Origin of the sequence: Roseomonas haemaphysalidis (assembly GCF_017355405.1) — a bacterium.
Taxonomy (GTDB): Bacteria; Pseudomonadota; Alphaproteobacteria; order Acetobacterales; family Acetobacteraceae; genus Pseudoroseomonas; species Pseudoroseomonas haemaphysalidis.
The window spans coordinates 1,079,294-1,099,372 of record NZ_CP061177.1; the positions used below are offsets into that span (position 1 = coordinate 1,079,294).

The window sequence follows — 20,079 nt, forward strand, 5'->3', positions numbered from 1 at the left end:
CGGGCACCGTCAATCAGAAGCCATCCCCCCCGGGCGCGGGGGCCGGCGCCTCCATGCGGGGGGCGGGGCGCAGGGTCAAGGGGAGCCGTGGCGCGGGAGCGCGTGCCACAACGCAAAACGCGCCCCGGGTGCTTCCACCCGGGGCGCGCGTCGCGAAGCTTCCGGCAGGCCGGAAGGATCAGTCCTCGGACACCATCGAGTTGCGGCGGCGGATGGCCGCGCCCAGGATGTCGCCCAGCGAGGCGCCGGAGTCGGTGGTGCCGAACTCCTTCATCGCCTCGCGCTCCTCTTCCACTTCCTTGCCCTTGATGGTCAGGGACAGGCGGCGGGCGGCGCGGTCGATCGCCACGACCTTGGCATCGACCTTCTCGCCGATGGCGAACTTGTCGGGGCGCTGGTCGCCACGGTCGCGGGCCAGCTCGGCGCGGCGGATGAAGCCCGTCAGCACCTCGTCGACCTTCACCTCGATGCCGTTCTGCTCGACCTTGGTGACGATGCAGGTGACGACGTCGTTCTTGCGCACGCGGTCCAGCACCTCGGCGGCGGGGTCCGCCTCAAGCTGCTTGATGCCGAGCGAGATGCGCTCCTTCTCGACGTCCACGTCCAGCACCTTGGCCTTGACGACCTGGCCCTTCTGGTACTCGGCCATCGCCTGCTCGCCGGCGACGTCCCAGGACAGGTCGGACATGTGCACCATGCCGTCGATCTCGGGAGCCAGACCCACGAACAAACCGAACTCGGTGATGTTGCGGATCTCGCCCTCGACGATGGAGCCGGGGCCGTGGCTTTCCAGGAACAGCTCCCAGGGGTTGCCCTGGGCCTGCTTCAGGCCGAGCGAGATGCGGCGCTTCGGCTCGTCCACGTCCAGGATCAGCACGTCCACTTCCTGCGAGGTGGCGACGATCTTGCCCGGGTGGACGTTCTTCTTGGTCCAGCTCATCTCGGACACGTGGACCAGACCCTCGACGCCCGGCTCCAGCTCCACAAAGGCGCCGTAGTCGGTGATGTTGGTCACGCGGCCGCTGAACTTCGCACCCACCGGGTACTTGATCGCCACGCCTTCCCACGGGTCGGACATCAGCTGCTTCATGCCGAGCGAGATGCGCTGCGTCTCGGAGTTGAAGCGGATCACCTGCACGCGGACCTGCTGACCGATGGTCAGGGCCTCGCTCGGGTGGTTGATGCGGCGCCACGCGATGTCGGTGACATGCAGCAGACCATCGACGCCGCCCAGGTCCACGAACGCACCGTAGTCGGTGATGTTCTTGACCACGCCGTCCAGGATCATGCCTTCCTTGAGGCCCTGGATCAGCTCGGAGCGCTGCTCCGCACGGGTCTCTTCCAGCACGGCGCGGCGCGACACCACGATGTTGCCGCGGGCGCGGTCCATCTTCAGAATCTGGAACGGCTGCGGGCTGCCCATCAGGGGGCCGACGTCGCGCACCGGGCGGATGTCGACCTGGGAGCCGGGCAGGAAGGCCACGGCGCCGCCGAGGTCGACGGTGAAGCCACCCTTGACGCGGCCGAAGATCACGCCGTTCACGCGGCTCTGCGCGGTGAAGGACTTCTCCAGGTTGGTCCAGGCTTCCTCGCGGCGCGCCTTCTCACGGGACAGGACGATGGCGCCGTCCCGGTCCTCGTAGCGCTCGACGAACAGCTCGATCACGTCGCCGGGCTTCACCTCGGCCGTCTGGCCCTGAGGTGCGAATTCCTTCAGGGGCACGCGCCCCTCGCTCTTCAAGCCGACATCGACAACCGCGTAGTCGTCGTCGATGCGGATCACCCGGCCCGTGACGACCGAGCCGGCAAAGCCGGTGTCGGCGCCCAGCATCTCATCGAGCAGGGAAGCAAAGTCTTCGGTCTCGGCAGTTGCCGTGGCGAAGCTGTTGGCATTGGCCATGTAACGGAAATATCCTGCGGTGGCCCGGGCAACACCCAGGCCGGTTCTTGCGCCCCCGGACCACCGGACAACCCGGTGGCGGACACGACATGGCCCGGCGCCGCCATCGCGGCACATCGAAAGCCCGGTTGAGCTAAGCGGCATGTCGGCCCGCCCGGCCGGCCCGGCAGCGGCCCCGGTTTCCCGCAAGGCCTGAACGCCGGACAACCCCACTGCCAGCACGGCAGCACGGTTTGGAATTTGGCCTAGGCTATCTGGAGGCTTTTCGTCAAGCGGATTCGGCGGGCGCCACCGGCCCCACCCTCATTCCCCGACCGCCGCCACGCCGCGCCCTTCCAGCAGCCCCGCCGTCGCCGACCCGAAGCCCATCGCCCGCCGCGCAAAGAACTGCTTCAGCCGCGGCATGCGCTGCACCGCCGCCAGCCCGAAGCGCCGCGCGGCGCGGACCGGCGCGAAGTCGTTGCCGAACAGCCGCTCCAGCGCATGGGTGGCGCCCAGCATCACCAGGGCGTCCGGCCGGCGCGCCGCCTGGTAGCGGGCCAGCAGGCCGGCGCCGCCGGGGTCCTGGCCGGCCGCCACCGCCTCGATCACCAGCTCGGCCAGCGCCGCCACGTCGCGGAAGCCGAGGTTCAGCCCCTGGCCGGCAATGGGGTGGATGCCGTGCGCGGCGTCCCCCACCAGCGCCAGGCGGGGCGCGGTGTAGCGGGCGGCGTGCATGGCGGCGAGCGGGTAGGACCAGCGGCGGCCGATGGGCGTGACGCGGCCCAGCGTGCCGCCCATGCGGCGCTCGATCTCGCGGCCATAGGCGGCATCGTCCAGCACCAGGAACTGCCGCGCGAGGTCCGCGCGCTCGGACCAGACAATGGCGGACACGTTGGGGTGCGCCGCGCTGCCGGCCATGGGCAGCTGGGCGAAGGGGCCGTGCGGCAGGAACTGCTCCAGCGCCACGCCGTCATGCGGCAACTCATGCGCGATGGCGCCCACCAGCCCGAGCTGGTGGTAGTCCAGCCGCGTGGCGCCGATGCCGGCGGCGCGCCGCAGCGGGCTGTTGCGCCCTTCCGCGCCCACCACCAGGCGGGCGCGCAGCACCGCGCCGGTGGACAGGCGCACCGTGGCGCCCGTCTCGTCGTGCGTCACCTCGGCCTGGGCCGGCGCATGCAGGCTGAGCGGCGCCAGGGCCGCCATGCGGGCATTCAGCGCCACGCGCAGGCAGCGTGCTTCCACCATCCAGCCGAAAGGGGTGCCGCCGGTCTCAGCCGCGTCGAAGTCCAGGCCAAGCGGGCTGGCGGGCTCGCCGGGGCGGCCGTCGCGCACCTGGATGCGGCGGATCGGGCCGGCGGGCTGGGGCAGGGCGTCCCACACGCCGGCGGCGTCCAACAGGTTGCGGCTGGTGGCGGCGATGGCATAGGCGCGGCCGTCGAATTCCGGCAGCTCCATGGGCGGCAGGGGGGCCGAATCTACCACCGCCACGCGGATGCCGGCGGTGGCCAGCACCGTGGCCAGCGTGGCGCCCACCGGACCCGCGCCGACCACGCAGACATCGACGGCCATGGGGACGGCCGTGGCGGCGGCGGCGGGAGCGGCGGGTTCTGCAGGCGCGGGGGTGGGGGTCATGGGGCCTATTCTGCCTTCTGCGGCGCCGTGGTGCGAGGGCTCGTCCATGACGGTGCAGGCTGCCTGTTTTTTATGCAGTGGTGCCCGCCGCGCGTCATGCAGCGGGAACAGCCCGGCTGGCGCCGCCGGGCCACGCCCCTTGGCATGAGCTTCGCATATGCGGTGGCGAGCCACGTGGGGAAGGGGACCGCAGCGCATGAAGTTGGTCATGGCAGTCATCAAGCCGTTCAAGCTGGACGAGGTGCGCGAGGCGCTGACCCCGCTCGGCGTGCAGGGGCTGACGGTCACCGAGGTGAAGGGCTTCGGCCGGCAAAAGGGTCAGACCGAGATCTACCGCGGCGCCGAGTACCACGTGTCCTTTCTGCCCAAGCTGAAGATCGAGGTCGCCGTGTCGGCCGACATGGTGGATGCGGTGGTGGAGGCGATCGCCTCGACCGCCCGCACCGGCAAGATCGGCGACGGCAAGATCTTCGTGCTGGACGTGGAGCGCGCCCTGCGCATCCGCACCGGCGAAACCGACGACAGCGCCCTGTGATCGCCCCCCCTGTGACGGCCCCTTCCGCGATGACCCACACCACCACAACGGAATCCAAGCCGATGCGTCTGGCCCTGGCGAAGGCGCGCGGCGCCGCCGCCCTTCTTTCCGGCCTGCTGCTGGCCACCCCCGCCTTTGCGCAGGACGCGGCCGCCCCCCCCGCCGTCAATGCCGGCGACACCGCCTGGATGCTGACCAGCACCGCGCTGGTGCTGATGATGACCATCCCCGGCCTGGCGCTGTTCTATGCCGGCATGGTGCGCAAGAAGAACATCCTCGCCACCCTGATGCAGTCCTTCTTTCTGGCCGGGCTGCTGACGCTGGTCTGGATGGTGGCGGGCTATTCCATCGCCTTTGGCGAGGGCGGTGCCTATTTCGGCGACCTGTCCAAGATGTTCCTGTCCGGCCTCGCGGCCAACTGGGACCAGCCCTTCACGCTGGGCAGCGGCGACGGCGCGGTGGCCTTCACCATTCCCGAATCCGTGTTCGTCATGTTCCAGATGACGTTCTTCATCATCACCCCCGCGCTGGCCGTCGGCGCCTGGGCGGACCGCATCAAGTTCTCGGCCCTGGCGGTCTTCGCGGTGCTGTGGTCGCTGCTGATCTACGCGCCGATCGCCCATTGGGTCTGGCACCCGAACGGCTGGATCTTCGCGCTCGGCGCGCTGGACTTCGCGGGCGGCACGGTGGTGCACATCAACGCCGGCATCGCCGGGCTGGTGGGCGCGCTCGTGCTCGGCAAGCGCGTCGGCTACGGCACGGAAAACATGTCGCCCTTCAACCTGTCGCTCGCCGTGATCGGCGCCAGCCTGCTGTGGGTGGGCTGGTTCGGCTTCAACGCGGGCTCCGCCGGCGCCGCCGGCGGCCGCGCGGGCATGGCCATGCTGGTGACGCAGATCGCCGCCGGCGGCGCCGTGCTGGCCTGGGTGCTGATCGAATGGATCACCAAGGGCAAGCCCTCGGTCCTCGGCGCCATCTCGGGCGCCGTGGCGGGCCTCGTCGCCATCACCCCGGCGGCTGGCTTCGTGCTGCCGCTGCCGGCCCTGCTGATCGGCCTCGCCGCCGGGCTCGCGGGCTTCTGGGGCGCCACCGCGCTGAAGCACTGGTGCAACTACGACGACAGCCTGGACGCCTTTGGCGTGCACGGCATCTGCGGCATCGTCGGCGCGCTGCTGACCGGCGTCTTCGCCTACGGCCCGCTGTCCGCCACCCCGGCCCTGCCGGGCGGCGTCGGCGGCGGCTTCGACCAGTTCCTGCTGCAGGTCTACGCGGTGATCGCCACCATGGCCTTCACGGCGATTGGCACCTTCATCCTGCTCAAGATCGTGGACGTGATCATCGGCCTGCGGGTGACCGAGGAAGAGGAGCGCGAGGGCCTCGACGTTTCGCTGCACGGCGAACGCCTGGGCTGATCGCCTGATCCGCTGCGGGGTGAGAGGGCGCCGGGGGTTTCCCGGCGCCCTTTTTGGTTGGGGGCGGGCCAGGGGCGCCGCCCCTGGACCCCGCTGGGGAGGCTGAGCCTCCCCAGACCCCTGCGGCAGGAAGCATTCCAGGGCCATGAGGCCGAAGCGGAACGCAGGACATCTTTTTATAAAAAAATCGCCGGCGCTGAATCTTCAGTCCCCGAGGGTCATCGACCCTCGGGGCGCTGAAAACAGATGGCGGGGCCTGGGGGGACACTGTCCCCCCAGCGGGGGTCCAGGGGGCGGCGCCCCCTGGCCCGCCCCCTCAGTGCAGCGCCAAACCCTTCGACACCTTCTCGAACGTTCCCTTGCTCAGTCCCGGCCGGGCCAGGATGCGCTCCAGCTCCGCCCGCATGATCGCCGCCCGCGGCTCCGCCTGGCGCTTCCAGTCGGTCAGCGGCGAGACCACGCGTGCCGCCACCTGGGCGTTCACCGGGTCCAGCGCGATCACCATCTCGGCCAGAAAGCGGTATCCCTCGCCGGAGGCGGCATGGAACTGCGCCGGGTTGCCGGCGGCGAAGGCGCCGACCAGGGCCCGGACGCGGTTGGGGTTGCGGATGTCGAAGTCCGGGTGCAGCGCCAGGACCTGCACGGTGGCCAGCGTATCCGGGCGGCTGCTGGTGGCTTGCAGGGTGAACCACTTGTCCAGCACCAGCGGGTCATGCCGCCAGCGGGCGTGGAAGTCGGCCAGGGCGTCCAGGCGGGCGGGGTCGTCGGAATCGACCAGCACGCGCAGCGCGGCCAGCACGTCGGTCATGTTGCCGCCGGCGGCGTATTGCGCGCGGGCGCGGCGCAGCCCGTCGCCGCCGGGCGCCATGCTGAGCACGGACAGGGCGGCGTTGCGCAGTGCCCGGCGGCCGATGGAAGGGCCGTCGATGCGGTAGGGGCCGGGGTCGGCCAGCCGGTCGTGCAGCTCCGCCAGCCGGGGGGCAAAGCGAATGCCGAGCTGCCGGCGCAGCGACTGGCGCACGGCGTGGATCGCCTCGGGGTCCGCCACCGGCATCTGGTCGGCCACGAAGGATTCGGACGGCAGCGCGAAGGCCTCGGCCGCGAAGGCGGGGTCGCTGTCGGCGCGGTCCAGCGCCGCGGCGGCGATGGCGGCCAGACCCTCGCCCAGCACCGGCTCGCCGCCCTGCGCGACCATGCGCAGCATGGCGGCGGTGGCGTATTGCTGGCCGGATTCCCAGGCGACAAAGGGGTCGCTGTCATGCGCCGCCAGCAGGCCGAGGCTGTCCTGCCCCAGGCCCGACAGCTTCACGGGGGCGGAGAAGCCGCGCAACAGCGAGGGGGTGGGGCGTTCGGGCAGGCCCTCGAACACGAAGTCCTGCCGCGCCTCCTCCAGCAGCAGCACGCGCTCCGCCGGGGCATCGGCCGCGTTCTCGCCGCGCAGGCGCAGCGGCAGGGCCCCGCCGCCGGCGCCCAGCAGGCCCATGGCGACGGGGATCGGCACCGGCTGCTTGTGCGGCTGGCCGGGGGTGGGGGGCGTGCGCTGCGCCAGGCTGAGGGTGTAGCGGCCGCTGGCCGCATCGAAATCCTCGGTGACGTGCAGTTCCGGCGTGCCGGCCTGGGCATACCAGCGGGCGAAGCGGGAAAGATCGGTGCCCGAGGCGTCCTGCATGGCGGCCACGAAATCCTCGATCGTCACGGCCTGGTTGTCGTGCCGCTGGATGTAGAGGTCCATGCCGCGGCGGAAGGCTTCCGGCCCGATCAGCGCACGCATCATCCGCACCACCTCCGAACCCTTCTGGTAGACGGTGGCGGTGTAGAAGTTGTTGATCTCGACATAGGAATCCGGGCGCACCGGGTGCGCCATCGGCCCCGCGTCCTCCGGAAACTGCGCGGCCCGCAGGCGGCGGACATTGGCCAGCCGCTTGACCGCGGCACTGCCCATGGCTTCCGAGAAGTGCTGGTCGCGGAACACCGTCAGCCCTTCCTTCAGCGACAGCTGGAACCAGTCGCGGCAGGTGACGCGGTTGCCGGTCCAGTTGTGGAAGTACTCATGCGCGACGACCGTCTCGATGCCCTCATAGTCGCCATCCGTCGCCGTCTCGGGCCGCGCCAGGATGTACTTGGTGTTGAAGACGTTGAGCCCCTTGTTCTCCATCGCCCCCATGTTGAAGTCGGACACGGCGGCGATGTTGAAGACGTCCAGGTCGTATTCCAGCCCGTACTCCTCCTCGTCCCAGCGCATGGAGGCCTTCAGGCTGTCCATGGCGTGGCCGCAGGCGTCCTGGTCGCCGTCCCGCACGTAGATCGCCAGCGCTACCTCCCGGCCGGATTGCGTGGTGAAGCGGTCGCGCACCGCCACCAGGTCGCCGGCCACCAGCGCGAACAGATAGGAGGGCTTGGGGTGCGGGTCCTCCCACTTCGCCCAATGACGGCCGCCGGGCAGCTCGCCATGGCCCGCCGGATTGCCGTTGGACAGCAGCACGGGGCAACTGGCGCGGTCGGCCTCGATCGTCACGGTGTAGCGGGACATCACGTCCGGCCGGTCCGGGAAGTAGGTGATGCGGCGGAAGCCCTCGGCCTCGCACTGCGTGAAGTAGTTGCCGCCCGAAAGATACAGGCCCGAGAGTTCCGTGTTGGCCTCGGGCGAGATGCGCACGCGCGTTTCCAGCACGCACTCCGCCGGCAGGTCGTCGATGCGCAGCCCGCCGCCGGGCAGGTGCTGCAGCCGCGCGGGCTCCACCGCCACGCCGTCGATGCTGGCGTCCAGCAGCGTCAGCGCCTCGCCATCCAGCTCCAGCGGCGCCGGGCCGCCGTTGCGGCGCAGGCCGAGCCGGGCGCGCACCACTGTCTCGGTCGGGTGCAGGGCGAAATGCAGGTCGACGCTGTGCACCCAATAGGCGGGCGGGCGGTAGTCCTGGCGGTGGATGGTCGCGGGGGTCGCGTCGGGGTCTGCTTGGGGGGCGCTCATGGCGCGGGCTCCTGCCAGGGTCGGGCGATAGCGTGCTTGCGGGGCCAATATGGGCCGCCGGTCGCGGCACGCCCAGCAGGGGTGGGGCGCGGGTGGCCCTTGAGGGGGCGCTGCCCCTCAAACTCCCCCGGCAGGGTATTGAATCCCCTGCACCCCCATCTGTCGGTGCGGAACTGCTGGGGCAGCAATATCAATCGCGAAACCATATAATTAAGACGAAATTGGTGCCACCGTCACCGGCAGTGCCAAACACAGGAGGGTCCAGGGGATCTAATCCCCTGGCGGGGAGAGTTTGAGAGGGGCAGCGCCCCTCTCAAGGGCCACCGTCGGGCCCCCCGGCTTTACGGCACGCCGCTTGCGTGGTCACTGGCGCGCAGCATCGCCCGCGCACCGCCACCGCCAGGATATCCGTTGCATGACTGAGGCCCGTCCCCACCCCCCCATCGTCGCCGCCCATGGGCTGTGGAAGCGCTTCGGCGCGCTGACCGTGCTGAAGGGCGTGGACCTGGAGGTGGCGGAAAAACAGCTCGTCTTCATCATCGGCCCGTCCGGCTCCGGCAAGTCGACGCTGCTGCGCTGTCTGAACCGGCTGGAAACCCCGGATGACGGCGCCATCCGCATCGACGGCATCGACCTGCTGAGCCCGAAGACGGACATCAACAAGGCGCGCCAGCGGATCGGCATGGTGTTCCAGTCCTTCAACCTGTACCCGCACATGACGGCGCGGCAGAACGTCACGCTGGCGCTGCGCAAGGTGCTGGGGCAGGGGCGCGACCAGGCGGACGAGGCCGCGCGCCGCGCGCTGGACCGCGTCGGGCTGGCGGAGCGGATGGACCATTTTCCCGCGCAGCTTTCGGGCGGCCAGCAGCAGCGCGTCGCCATCGCGCGGGCCATCGCGCTGGAGCCGCGCGTGATGCTGTTCGACGAGCCGACCAGCGCGCTGGACCCCGAGCTGGTGGGCGGCGTGCTGAGCGTGATGCGCGAGCTGCGCCAAAGCGGCATGACCATGGTGGTGGTGAGCCACGAGATGGCCTTCGCCAAGGCCGCCGCCGACCGCGTCATCTTCATGGCGGATGGCGAGAAGCTGGAGGAAGGCCCGCCGGCCGCGGTGTTCGAGTCGCCGCAGCACGCGCGCACCCGCGCCTTCATCGGCCAGATCGATCGTCACTAGGATGGGGGGGTTCGAGAGCTTCGCCTTCTCCTTCCTCAATGCGAAGGTGATGGCGCAATACCTGCCGCTGATCGCGCAGGGGTTCGGCCTGACCGTGGTGCTGGCGCTGCTGGTGGTGGTGACCGGGCTGGCGCTGGGGCTGGCGCTGGCCTTGGTCCGCTCCTTCGGCATCCGGCCGCTGAACTGGCTGATCATCTTCGTGGTGGACCTGTTCCGCGCGCTGCCGCCGCTGGTCATCATCGTGCTGCTGTTCTTCGGGCTGCCGGCGGCGGGGCTCGGCATGTCGGGCTTCGCGGCCACCTGGCTGTCGCTCAGCCTGGTGCTGATGGCCTTCGCGGAAGAAATCTTCTGGGCGGGGCTGACTTCCGTGCAGAAGGGGCAGTGGGAGGCCTCGCGCTCCACCGGCTTGTCCTTCACGCAGACGCTGCGGCACGTGGTGCTGCCCCAGGCGCTGCGCATCACCATCCCGCCGCTGACCAACCGCACCATCGCCATCACCAAGGGCACCGCGCTGGGCTCCGTGGTGGGGGTGTCGGAGATCCTGGGCGCCTCGCAAAGCGCCATGAGCTTCTCGGCCAATCCCTCGCCGCTGATGCTCGGCGCCATCGCCTACCTGATCCTGTTCATTCCCGTCGTCGCCTTCGGCCGCTGGGTCGAGCGGCGGTTCGCCTGGAAGCGGTGAGCGCCATGGACGACTTCATCCAAGCCTTTCTCAACCTCGACATCGTGCGCGAGGCCTCGCCCATCCTGTGGCAGGGGCTGTGGCAGACGCTGCTGCTGGCGGTGATGGTGGTGCCGCTGGGCATCGTCGGCGGCGTGGTTCTGGCGCTGCTGTCCACGGCGCCGTTGCGCTGGGTGCGGCTCGCCGCCGCGGCCTGGGTGGACCTGTTCCGCGCCATCCCGCCGCTGGTGCTGCTGGTGTTCCTCTACGCCGGCCTGCCCTTCGCGGGGCTCGACGTCGGCGCCTGGGGGGCGGTGGCGATCGGCTTCTTTCTCAACACCGGCGCCTATTACGGCGAGGTGCTGCGCGCCGGCATCGACAGCGTGCCGCGCGGGCAAACCGAGGCGGCGCGCTCCACCGGCCTCGGCGCGGCGCGCACGCTGGCCCACGTCGTGCTGCCGCAGGCGGTGCGCAACGTTATGCCGGACCTGATCAGCAACACGGTGGAGGTGGTCAAGCTCACCTCCATCGCCAGCGTCGTGGCGCTGCCGGAGCTGCTATTCCAGGCGCGGCAGGCGCAGAACGTCACCTACAACGCGTCCCCCATCGTGGCGGCGGCGGTGGCCTATTTCCTGCTGCTCTGGCCGCTGGTGCGGCTGATGTCGCGGCTGGAAAACAAGGCGATGGCGGGGCGGCACTGAGCGCCCGCCTGTCCTGCGCCGATGCGCTGGCCAGGACGGGCCTGCTGGACCGGCTGGCCGCGTTCGACCCACATGTCGCGGGCACCCCGCCGCTCGGGCTCGACCTGCCGTCCAGCGACATCGACCTGCTGTGCTGCGCGCCGGACCCCGTGGCCTTCGCCCGCGCCGTGTGGGACACCTGCGCCGGGCACAGGAACTTCCGCATGCACCAGTGGACCGGCGCGGACCGCCCGGTGGTCGCGGGGTTCGAGGCGGCAGGCTGGTGCTTCGAGATCTTCGGCCAGGCCCGGCCCGTGCAGCTCCAGCACGGCTGGCGGCACTTCCTGGTGGAGCGCCGCCTGCTGGCCCTTGGTGGCGATGGCCTGCGCGAGGCCGTGATGCGGCAGCGACACCGGGGGGCCAAGACCGAGCCGGCCTTTGCCGCCGTGCTGGCGCGGCGGGGCGATCCTTTTCAAGCCATGCTGGAGCTGGAAGGGCAGCCCGATGCCGCGCTGGCCGCGCTGCTCCGCCACCAGGGCTTCTGATGGCCGCCCGAGCCGCTCAGCGCAGCTGCGGATTGTCGAAGTCCGGCCGGCGATAGGCCGCCAGCGCCTGTTCCAGCGCCGCCGCCAGCTCCGCCTTCTCGCTTTCAGACAGATACACGCCGAGCGGGATGCGCTGGCCGCGCCGCACCAGCGCCAGCCCGTCGCGCTCCGTCAGCTCCACATTGGCCCAGTAGGCCTGCATGCTGGCTTCGCTGCGCCGGCCACGGTGGTCGGTGCGGCGCACCGTCACCACGCCGTCCGTCAGCCGCACCACCTCCCGCGCCCGGTGTGCCCAGCGGTGGTGCAGCGTGACCAGTGCCAGCGCCAGCATCGACTCGGCGCCCAGAAAGCCGAACACCGGCCAGGCCCCCAGCCAGATGAAGGCGGCGCCCCCCGCCACCGTCCAGACCAGCGTGATGCCCGCCAGCAGCGCGAACAGCCCGCGGTGGAAGCTGTGGGCCGGCGTGCTGACGGCCTCGAACAGCACGGGCTCGGGCAACGGCGGGGGCAAGGCGGGGTTTGCCGGCATGGGCCGCCAGCATAGGCTGCCCGCCGCCCCCCTGCACGACGCGAGCGCGTGACCATGACCCGAGTCCCCAAGACCCCGCCCCATCATCCCCTGGCCGAACCGCCTGACTCCGTGCCGCCCCCCGCCACCCCGCTGCGGGCCGCCCGCCGCCGCGCCGCCGCGCCGGCGGGCGATCCGCCGCCGCCCCGCCCCCGCCGCGCCGCCAAGCCGCTGCATGGCTCGGCCGAGGCGCCGCGCCGCGCCCGGCTGATGAATGCCAAGCAGGCCGGCGACTTCATCCGCGCCATCGCCGCCACCAACCCGGCGCCGCAGACCGAACTGACCTTCACCACGCCCTACACCCTGCTGGTGGCCGTGGCCTTGTCCGCCCAGGCCACGGACGTGTCGGTCAACAAGGCCACCACCACCCTGTACCAGGAGGCCGCGACGCCACAGGCGATGGTGGCGCTGGGCGAGGAGGGGGTCGGCCGCCACATCCGCAGCGTCGGGCTATGGAAGGGCAAGGCCAAGAACGTCATCGCCCTGTCCCGCCAGTTGATCGAGCGCCACGGCGGCGAGGTGCCGCATGACCGCGCGGCGCTGGAAGCGCTGCCCGGCGTCGGCCGCAAAACCGCCAACGTGGTGCTGAACGTGGCCTTCGGCGAGGACACCATGGCGGTGGACACGCACATCTTCCGCCTGGGCAACCGCACCGGGCTGGCCCCGGGCAAGACGCCCCGCGCGGTGGAAGACGGGCTGGTGAAGCGCTGCCCGCCCGAGCTGCTGCGCGACGCGCACCACTGGCTGATCCTGCACGGGCGCTACATCTGCAAGGCACGGATGCCGGAATGCTGGCGCTGCCCGGCGATCGCGCTGTGCAACTACACGGACAAGGTGCGGGTAGCGCCGCTTCGCTAAGCGGCGGCGTAGCGGGAAGGCCGGGGAAGGAATTCCCCGGACCCCATCTTTTTTCTGACGCTTTATCACGCCGGAAAGTGTCGTTCCCTGGCGCCACAGTGATCCGCCGGAGGCAGCCAGGGCGCACCGCTCCCACCCGCAGAACCCGAAGTGGAACAGAAAAAGATGGGGGTTCGGGGGAATTCATTCCCCCGACCTTTCTGCCCTGCAGGTCTGGCACGCCCAGCCTGGTCAGGCTTCCAGCGACGCCACCAGCCGAAAGGCCCGCGCTTCCCGCACCGCCAGCCGGTCCTCCACCGAATCCGCGCGTGCGACCGACAGCGTCCGCAGCGCCAGCCCGACGCGGCGGCCGTCCGGCAGGGTGGCGGCGGTGGCGCTGTCCAGCACCACCTCCACCGCGCCTGTGCCGGCCGGCACGTCCAGCCCGACCAGCTGGGTGGCGCCGGCGGGCAGCACCACCTCGGTCACCGGGGCATCAAGGCCGGGAATCGCGCCGCGCTGCAGGCGCAGGCCCACCACCTGGTCGCGCGGCGGTGCCTGCAGCAGAAGCTCCAGGCGCAGCGGGCCGTGCAGGGCGGGGGGCAGGGGCAGGCTGAGCCGGGCCGCACCGGGGCGGGTCCAGGCGGCATCGGTGTCCATCGGGTGCCATAGCGGGCCGGCGCGCACGGCCTCGGCCACCGCCATGGCGGGCAGCGGGCGGGGGTGGCCGGTGCGGCGCACCGGCACCACGGCGCCGGGGACCAGCGGCAGCGGCGGGCGGGGCGGGGCGGCGGCGGCCAGGCGGGCGGCCTGGTGCAGCAGCTCGGCGGCCACCGCCGCCCAGTCGCGGCGCGGCGGCGCGGCGGCGATCCCGGCCTCGGCCCTGGCCCGTGCCGCCGGGTCGGTGACCATGGCCGCCACGGCCTCCACCAGCGCGGGCTCGGAGCCGGGCTCGAAGAAGGTGGCGCCGTGCTCGCCGGCTTCCAGCAGGGCGGAATGCCCGGGCGCCAGCACCGGGCGGCCGGCGGCCAGGCTTTCCGTCACCGGCAGGCCCCAGCCCTCCTGGTGGCTGTTGTACAGGGTGAACAGGCAGTCGCGCCGCAGCGCCGCCAGCAGCGGGTCGGCCACGCCGTGCAGCAGGTGCACCCGGCCGTGCAGGGGGGGCGCCGTGCGCAGCAGTTCCAGCGCGGGCTCGGCCAGCCAGCCGGGGCGGCCGACGCAGACCAGGTCCGGCACCTGTCCTGGCGGCAAGCGGCGCAGCAGGGCCAGCCAGGCCTGGAACACCATCAGGTGGTTCTTGCGCGCCTCGATGGTGGCGACAAACAGCACAAAGGGGCGGCCGCCGCGCAGCGCGCGGGGCAACACGGCGGGCGGCGCCTCCGGCGGCGGGGGGCGGGGGGTGGCGTCGAGGCCCAGCACCGCATGGTCCGGCAGCGGCAGTCCGGGCAGCAGCGCGGCATGCCGGCGGCGCAGCTCGTCGCGCGTGAAACGCGAGTTGAGCAGCACCGCGTCCGCGTGCAGGGCCAGGTTGGCGAACCAGCGGGCATAGGCGGACACCGTGGCGGGGGCGCAGTGCTCCGGCACCGCCAGCGGCGCGCAGTCGTGCAGCAGGGCGACATGGCGCAGCCCCGTGCCTTCGCGCGCCACGCGCAGGCACAGCAGGTGGTCGGGCTGCGACCAGCTGCCGCCCAGCGAGCACAGCACAGCGCCGGGCGCGAAGCTCATCGGCGCTTCCTGCAGCAGGTCGTCCAGCAGGGCGGCGGCGTTCCGCCAGGCGGGGTCCAGCGGGTCGGCGTCCAGCCGCATCAGGTGGTCGATGCGGTGGAACAGCGCCGCCGGCCAGCGCCGCCAGCCGCCGCCGGCGGCCGGCATGGCGCAGAGCACCGGCGGCACGGGGCCTTGCAGCGCGGCCTGCGCCACGTCCAACTGCACCCGCTGGATGCCGGAGGGCACGCGGCGGCCACGGCGGATCCAGGCCGCGAGGTCGGTGAGGTCGAGCACCACGCCCAGGGCGGCGGGCGGCGGCGCGGCGCGCGGCAGGGCGTCCAGCCATTCGGCCCAGGTGTCGTCCTGCCCGGGGTCCAGGGATACGGCGGCGGCCAGCGCCGCCTCGGCCTCGGCATGGCGGCCCAGCGCGTCGGCCGCCGCGGCCAGGCGGCGCCGGGCGGCGGCGTCGCGCGGGCGCAGCGCCGCAGCCTCGCGCAGCAGCGGCAGGGCGGGGGCGGCTTGGCCGGCGGCCTGCAGGCATCGGGCACGCTGCAGCAGCGCGCCCGAATCGTCGGGCGCCAGCTGCAGCACGGCGGCATAGGCGGCGGCGGCGGCGGGCCATTCGCCGGCGTGGCGCAGCGTGTCGGCCTGCTGGCGCAGGGCCGCGAGCTCGGCACTCATGCGGGAAAGTTCGGCACGGGCCGGGCGGCCTGCCTAGGGGTGCGCCGCGTTTTCATCCAGCGTGTTTCCCCTGCCCCAGCATGCAAAGCAAGCGATGGCCGGCGGCCGGCCGAACGGCTACCCTGGCGCCACGGCACGGCCGCGCTCCAGCCGCTGCCGCCGCCGCGTGTCATTGTCCCGAGGATTCCGGTCCATGCGTCCCCGCATTTACATCGACGGCCACAATCTCGCGCTCGACCAGGGGACCGGCGTCGCCACCTATGCGCGCAACCTCAGCTTCCGGCTGGGCGGGCTGGGGGCGGAGGTCGGCGTGCTGTACGGCACCCGCGCCAGCCCCAGCCGCAACCCGCTGATCCGCGAGATCGCGTTTTTCGACAACCGGGTGGGCGAGGCCAATGCCTGGCTGCGCTGGGTGCGCTCGGCGCGCCGCACCATGCTGTCGCCTTTCGGCGAATACGCCAGCGGCGTGCCGGTGACGGGCAAGGTGGTGTCCACCACCTTTGAAAGCCGCATGCCGCATTACGACCACCTGTGGAACGTGGAAAACGGCTTCACCGTCGCGCACAACCATTTCCGGCACTACAAGGCGCGCATGACGGTGCGGATGCCCCGCCCGCCCGAGATCATGCACTGGACCTACCCGCTGGCCATGCGGGTGCCGGGCGCCAAGAACATCTACACGCTGCACGACCTGGTGCCGCTGCGGCTGCCCTACACCACGCTGGATCACAAGCGCCGCTACTTCCGGCTGAACCGCCTGCTGGTGAAGAAGGCCGACCACATCATCACGGTGAGCGAGGCCTCCAAGCGCGACATCGTCAACCTGCTGGGCGCCGACCCGGACAAGGTGACCAACACCTACCAGTCGGTCGAGATCCCGCGGAAGTTCTCCGACAAGCCGGTGCCGGAGGCGATGGACGAGATCAAGGGCTCCTTCGGCCTCGACTGGAAGGGCTACTTCATGTTCTTCGGGGCGATCGAGCCCAAGAAGAATGTGGGCCGCATGATCGAGGCCTTTCTGTCCTCCGGCTCCGACCTGCCGCTGGTGATCGTCGGCAAGCAGGCCTGGAAAAGCGAGGAGGAGCTGAAGCTCCTGTTCGACGACCACATCCGCTTCCAGGTGCAGGAAGGCTCCATCCTGCGCACCCGCCGCAAGATCATCCTGCTCGACTACGCGCCCTTCAGGCTGCTGATCTCGCTGATCCGCGGCGCCCGCGCCTGCCTGTTCCCCTCGCTCTACGAGGGCTTCGGCCTGCCGGCGCTGGAAGCCATGAAGCTCGGCACGCCGGTGATGACCTCCAACACCTCCTCCCTGCCGGAAGTGGTGGGCGACGCCGCCATCACGGTGGACCCCTACGACGTGCGCGCCATGGTGGAAGCCATCCGCGCCCTGGACAAGGATGCCGACCTGCGCGGCTGGCTGGAACAGGCCGGCCCCCGCCGCGCCGCCCTGTTCAGCGCCGAGCAGTACGAGCGCCGCCTGGCCGAGGTCTACGCCCGGCTCGGCGTCAAGGTGGAACCGGGCAGCGGCGGCGCGGCAGCGGCGCCGTTGCCACTGGCGGCGGAATAAGTCGCGGGTGGCTTGAGAGGGGCGCTGCCCCTCTCAAACTCTCCCCGCCAGGGGATTGAATCCCCTGGACCCCCGTTTGTCTGGACGTGCGCTTCACGCGAAGCGAATAAATATTTAGCAATAACAATCTTTTAAGCATTTCCCGGAATGCGCCAACAACCGGGGGTGCAGGGGATTCAATCCCCTGCCGGGGGAGCTTGAGGGGGCAGCGCCCCCTCAAAGGCCACTGGCGCCACCCTTACCGAGCGAGCTTCGCCAGCGTCCCGTCCCGCGCTGCCGCGATGCTGCGTTCGGCATCGGCCGGCAGCAGCAGGCGCTCGTCCACCAGCCGGGCGCTCGCGGCGCGCACCGCTTCCACATAGGCATCCGGCGTCGGGTAGAGCTCCTCCAGCGAGGGGCGGGGGTCGTGGGCGGCGTCCCGTTCGGCGCGTGTCGCGGCCAGCGGCAGGGTGGCGCCTTGCTGCGTGCACAGGCCCTGCGTGCCGCCGGCACCGTCCGGCAGGGCGTTCCAGCCGGTATAGGTGGCGCGCGGCACGGCGAGGGCGGGCAGGCGGATGCCGGCGATGGCGTTGCCGTCCGCCCCCGCGCGCGGCAGCAGCAGCGGGTAGCCGCCCCGCGCTTCCGGCAGCGGCGTGCCCGGGACGATGTGCTGCGCGCGAACATAGCGGCCCTGGTAGTCCAGCCCCGGGATGGGCGCGGGGTAGACCGCGGCGGCCGGCACCAGCGTGCCCTGGGCCAGGGTGGGAAAGCGGCTGGCCGGCGGCTCCACCCCCTGGTCGATCCAGTTCTGCATGGCCACCAGCAGGGCGCGCAGCGCGGGGCCGCCGCTCATCGGGTTCAGTGGCAGGGCGCAGGCGGGGCTGCGGGTGACGGTGGCGTTCCAGACGTTGCCGTGCGGCGTGCCGCTCAGCAGGTAAAGCCGCACCTCCGGCGGCAGGTCCAGGTGGCGGCCCTGCGCGTCGGTCACCAGCAGGCTGGCCTGGGAACCCCAGAACTCGAACTCCGAATCGACCTGCATGATGCGCGGGCAGGAGTTGCTCTGCGCGCAGCGCAGCAGCAGCCCGTCGCGGCGGCCGCTCAGCGGGTCCTCCGTCACCGGGTAGGTGAAGGGAAAGTCCAGCACGGGGTAGAGCCGGTCGAACTGCGGGCCGGGGTTGCGGCCGGGCTGGGCGAAGCGGGCATTGGTGAAGCTGCGCCGCGCGCCGGGGATGACGGGCATCATGCCCTCGAACACCAGCCGCCCGGCCTCGTCCTGGTTCATGCCGACATACAGCACGTCGCGCAGCACGCGGCCGGATTGCGAGATGCCGAGGCCGATGGCGCGCGAGATGCCGCTGCGGCCGCCTTGCGCCAGCGGGTTGGCGTCGCTGCCGTCGCGGCGCAGAAAGCTGGTGACGTCGCGGATCGCGGCCAGCCCCATGCCGGCGACCTTGGGGTCGCGCGCCGTGTAGGTCAGCTCGTACAGCGCGCCGGGCGCGGCGCCGGCGGGGCGGGTGATCTCCACCGTGCTGTCGTCGATGACGTTGAGGGCCAGGCCGTCCGGCGTGGCGCGGGTATCGTCCGCATGGCCGCGCACCGTCAGGCGCAGGCTGCCGCGGTCGGCGATGGGGTAGCTTAGCGCCACCCGCTTGGGGCTGGCCGTGTCCGTGAAGCTCCATTCCTCGCGCGACGGGCCGGCCAGGCCCGGCACCGTGGGCAGGGCAATGCGCAGGAGGTCGGCGCCCGCCGGGGCATCGCCCTGCCAGCCGGCCCAGACCAGCGTGTAGCCCTGTTCCAGCAGAAAGCCGTTGCCGGCATCCTCGGCGCTGTTCAGGCGGATCGCGCTCGCGCCATCCGTGTCGCCCACCCAGCCGGGCAACAGCTTGCGGCCGCGGTTGACCACTTCGAACAGCAGCGTGCCGTTGGGTCGGGCGGGGCGCAGGATCACCACGTCGGTGGTGGCCTCCACCCGGCCCCCGGCGTTGCGCGGCGCGGCGGCCAGGTCGGCGATCACCGCGTTGCGCGGGTCGGCCGGGTCCAGCGCGATGGTGGCGCGGGCGGTGATCTTCTCGGCGGTGCCGGCGGGGCCGAAGCTGCGGCCATCCAGTGCCGGCTGCTGGCGGGACAGCACCTCGAAGCGGCTGACCTCGGCCCCGGCCGGCGTGGCGGCGAGCGTGGCGAGGGCCAGGGCGGCGAGCGCCGCCACGGTGGGACGCGGCATGCGGGTTTCCTCCGGTTGGGCGCGCCCGGCGGGCGGCCGCCCGCCATCAGATCGCAGCAGGGCGAGGCTGGCAAACCCCACGGCGCGCGGCGCCGGCGGAATGGCTTCGGTTGCGCTGAGGCAACAGCCCTGTGACATGAATGCAACAGCCCTGGGGGAAGCGCTGTTGCGCCGCACACCGGCGTTGACGCTCGCCCGCCGCGCACGACACCGTGACCCCGGGTCGGCGCCACCGTCTGGGCGCCCGGAGCTGGGGGGACCACCATTGCAGAGAGAGGACGGACGGCGGATCGCGACCCCCGCGGCAGGGCTCCGGCTGGCCGAGAATTCCGCCGCGCGGCTGACGCTGGAGCGGGGCGGCCACACCGGCTGGTGCGGCCCCGCCGCCATCGCGCTGGCCGCCGGCTGCGGCTACGCCGAGGCCTGCGCGCTGCTGCACCGCGTGGCGCCCGAGCGTTACGTGCACCAGCCCGAGATCGTCACCGCCTATTGGCGCGACGTGCTGGCCGCCCTGCAGCTGGCCGGCCAGCCCAGCCTGCCGCTGCCGCTCGATACCCCGGGCGGCCGTGGCCCGACGCTGCTGTCGCTGGCGCGCAATGGTGGGCTGGTGCCGGGGCTGTATCTGGTGCGGGTGACGGGCCACTTTCTGCTGCTGACGCTGCATGGCTTCGGGCTGGCGCAGGTGCACGACAACCGCCTGTCGGGCGCGGTGCTGTCGGTACGCACGCATGGGCGCTGCCGGGTGACGCACCTAGCGCGCCTGCCCTTCGGACTGGTTTGACAGCCCGTCCCCACCCGGATGAAGGGTGCGGCATCTTCTTTTTCTGAAGAAAAAGAAGCAAAAAGACCTTGTTTATGATGAGGTTGGCGCATGGGGCCGGGCGCGCTGCCACACTGACAAAAGTTTCTTGGTTCTTTTTTTCAAAAAAGAACGGCTTCTTCCGAACCGCCCCCGCCGGTGCCGGCCATTCCCGGCAAGGCCCTGTTGTTTCGCTTGCCGCCCACCGGGTGCGAGCCTATATGCCGATAC

At 71.6% G+C, this 20,079-nt stretch carries 15 protein-coding genes; 9 read left to right on the forward strand and 6 right to left on the reverse strand.

What is annotated here, in order from left to right; genetic code table 11:
* Positions 1-178: 178 nt before the first annotated feature.
* Complete coding sequence (gene rpsA / locus IAI59_RS04970) at positions 179-1,900, reverse strand: 30S ribosomal protein S1 (RefSeq protein ID WP_207419097.1); 1,722 nt, start codon at positions 1,898-1,900, stop codon at positions 179-181.
* Positions 1,901-2,203: 303 nt separating this feature from the next.
* Positions 2,204-3,514: a UbiH/UbiF/VisC/COQ6 family ubiquinone biosynthesis hydroxylase gene (locus IAI59_RS04975; RefSeq protein WP_207419096.1), complete on the reverse strand. Its 1,311-nt coding sequence runs from the start codon at positions 3,512-3,514 to the stop codon at positions 2,204-2,206.
* A gap of 196 nt (positions 3,515-3,710) precedes the next feature.
* On the opposite strand from IAI59_RS04975, the gene IAI59_RS04980 reads away from it, so the two are divergent.
* Both IAI59_RS04980 and IAI59_RS04985 read left to right on the forward strand, forming a co-directional pair.
* Positions 3,711-4,049 carry a P-II family nitrogen regulator gene (locus IAI59_RS04980; RefSeq protein WP_207419095.1) on the forward strand — a complete coding sequence of 113 codons (339 nt, stop codon included), beginning with the start codon at positions 3,711-3,713 and terminating at the stop codon, positions 4,047-4,049.
* Between the two features lie 29 nt (positions 4,050-4,078).
* Entirely contained in the window at positions 4,079-5,461 is a 1,383-nt protein-coding gene (locus IAI59_RS04985) for an ammonium transporter (protein ID WP_408887625.1), read from the forward strand.
* Between the two features lie 316 nt (positions 5,462-5,777).
* Here the strand turns inward: IAI59_RS04985 and pepN are convergent, their stop codons facing one another.
* Positions 5,778-8,429 carry an aminopeptidase N gene (gene pepN, locus IAI59_RS04990; RefSeq protein WP_207419093.1) on the reverse strand — a complete coding sequence of 884 codons (2,652 nt, stop codon included), beginning with the start codon at positions 8,427-8,429 and terminating at the stop codon, positions 5,778-5,780.
* Positions 8,430-8,844: 415 nt separating this feature from the next.
* Here pepN and IAI59_RS04995 point away from each other — a divergent pair, with 415 nt between their 5' ends.
* Genes IAI59_RS04995 through IAI59_RS05010 form a run of 4 tightly spaced genes read left to right on the forward strand, consistent with a single transcriptional unit; the run spans position 8,845 to position 11,486 of the window.
* Positions 8,845-9,600 (forward strand): amino acid ABC transporter ATP-binding protein, encoded by a 756-nt coding sequence (locus tag IAI59_RS04995; protein WP_207419092.1) that lies wholly within the window; start codon positions 8,845-8,847, stop codon positions 9,598-9,600.
* A 1-nt stretch (position 9,601) separates the two neighbouring features.
* Positions 9,602-10,282, forward strand: coding sequence for an amino acid ABC transporter permease (locus IAI59_RS05000; RefSeq protein WP_207419091.1), 681 nt, complete (start codon positions 9,602-9,604; stop codon positions 10,280-10,282).
* 5 nt (positions 10,283-10,287) lie between these two features.
* On the forward strand, positions 10,288-10,962 hold the full coding sequence (locus tag IAI59_RS05005) for an amino acid ABC transporter permease (protein ID WP_207419090.1): 675 nt from the start codon (positions 10,288-10,290) through the stop codon (positions 10,960-10,962).
* A gap of 26 nt (positions 10,963-10,988) precedes the next feature.
* Complete coding sequence (locus tag IAI59_RS05010) at positions 10,989-11,486, forward strand: DUF4269 domain-containing protein (RefSeq protein WP_272874671.1); 498 nt, start codon at positions 10,989-10,991, stop codon at positions 11,484-11,486.
* A gap of 16 nt (positions 11,487-11,502) precedes the next feature.
* Here the strand turns inward: IAI59_RS05010 and IAI59_RS05015 are convergent, their stop codons facing one another.
* On the reverse strand, positions 11,503-11,997 hold the full coding sequence (locus IAI59_RS05015) for a DUF2244 domain-containing protein (protein WP_207419089.1): 495 nt from the start codon (positions 11,995-11,997) through the stop codon (positions 11,503-11,505).
* Between the two features lie 267 nt (positions 11,998-12,264).
* Here IAI59_RS05015 and nth point away from each other — a divergent pair, with 267 nt between their 5' ends.
* Entirely contained in the window at positions 12,265-12,912 is a 648-nt protein-coding gene (gene nth / locus IAI59_RS05020) for an endonuclease III (RefSeq protein WP_207419198.1), read from the forward strand.
* Between the two features lie 231 nt (positions 12,913-13,143).
* Here nth and IAI59_RS23305 read toward each other — a convergent pair whose 3' ends face one another.
* On the reverse strand, positions 13,144-15,279 hold the full coding sequence (locus IAI59_RS23305; RefSeq protein WP_207419088.1) for a glycosyltransferase: 2,136 nt from the start codon (positions 15,277-15,279) through the stop codon (positions 13,144-13,146).
* A gap of 193 nt (positions 15,280-15,472) precedes the next feature.
* On the opposite strand from IAI59_RS23305, the gene IAI59_RS05030 reads away from it, so the two are divergent.
* A complete protein-coding gene (locus tag IAI59_RS05030; RefSeq protein WP_207419087.1) occupies positions 15,473-16,849 on the forward strand; it encodes a glycosyltransferase family 4 protein in 1,377 nt (458 codons plus the stop codon).
* Positions 16,850-17,087: 238 nt separating this feature from the next.
* Here the strand turns inward: IAI59_RS05030 and IAI59_RS05035 are convergent, their stop codons facing one another.
* Positions 17,088-19,049, reverse strand: coding sequence for an alpha/beta hydrolase domain-containing protein (locus IAI59_RS05035; RefSeq protein ID WP_207419086.1), 1,962 nt, complete (start codon positions 19,047-19,049; stop codon positions 17,088-17,090).
* Positions 19,050-19,314: 265 nt separating this feature from the next.
* Between IAI59_RS05035 and IAI59_RS05040 the strand changes: the two genes are divergently transcribed.
* Entirely contained in the window at positions 19,315-19,830 is a 516-nt protein-coding gene (locus IAI59_RS05040) for a hypothetical protein (RefSeq protein WP_207419085.1), read from the forward strand.
* The last annotated feature ends 249 nt before the right edge of the window (positions 19,831-20,079 follow it).

Bases quoted from the DNA above. Each gene is read 5' to 3' on its own strand.
- rpsA (WP_207419097.1), bottom strand. From the start codon at position 1,900: ATGGCCAATGCCAACAGCTTCGCCACGGCAACTGCCGAGACCGAAGAC.
- IAI59_RS04975 (WP_207419096.1), bottom strand. From the start codon at position 3,514: ATGACCCCCACCCCCGCGCCTGCAGAACCCGCCGCTCCCGCCGCCGCC.
- IAI59_RS04980 (WP_207419095.1), top strand. From the start codon at position 3,711: ATGAAGTTGGTCATGGCAGTCATCAAGCCGTTCAAGCTGGACGAGGTG.
- IAI59_RS04985 (WP_408887625.1), top strand. From the start codon at position 4,079: ATGACCCACACCACCACAACGGAATCCAAGCCGATGCGTCTGGCCCTG.
- pepN (WP_207419093.1), bottom strand. From the start codon at position 8,429: ATGAGCGCCCCCCAAGCAGACCCCGACGCGACCCCCGCGACCATCCAC.
- IAI59_RS04995 (WP_207419092.1), top strand. From the start codon at position 8,845: ATGACTGAGGCCCGTCCCCACCCCCCCATCGTCGCCGCCCATGGGCTG.
- IAI59_RS05000 (WP_207419091.1), top strand. From the start codon at position 9,602: ATGGGGGGGTTCGAGAGCTTCGCCTTCTCCTTCCTCAATGCGAAGGTG.
- IAI59_RS05005 (WP_207419090.1), top strand. From the start codon at position 10,288: ATGGACGACTTCATCCAAGCCTTTCTCAACCTCGACATCGTGCGCGAG.
- nth (WP_207419198.1), top strand. From the start codon at position 12,265: ATGAATGCCAAGCAGGCCGGCGACTTCATCCGCGCCATCGCCGCCACC.
- IAI59_RS23305 (WP_207419088.1), bottom strand. From the start codon at position 15,279: ATGAGTGCCGAGCTCGCGGCCCTGCGCCAGCAGGCCGACACGCTGCGC.
- IAI59_RS05030 (WP_207419087.1), top strand. From the start codon at position 15,473: ATGCGTCCCCGCATTTACATCGACGGCCACAATCTCGCGCTCGACCAG.
- IAI59_RS05035 (WP_207419086.1), bottom strand. From the start codon at position 19,049: ATGCCGCGTCCCACCGTGGCGGCGCTCGCCGCCCTGGCCCTCGCCACG.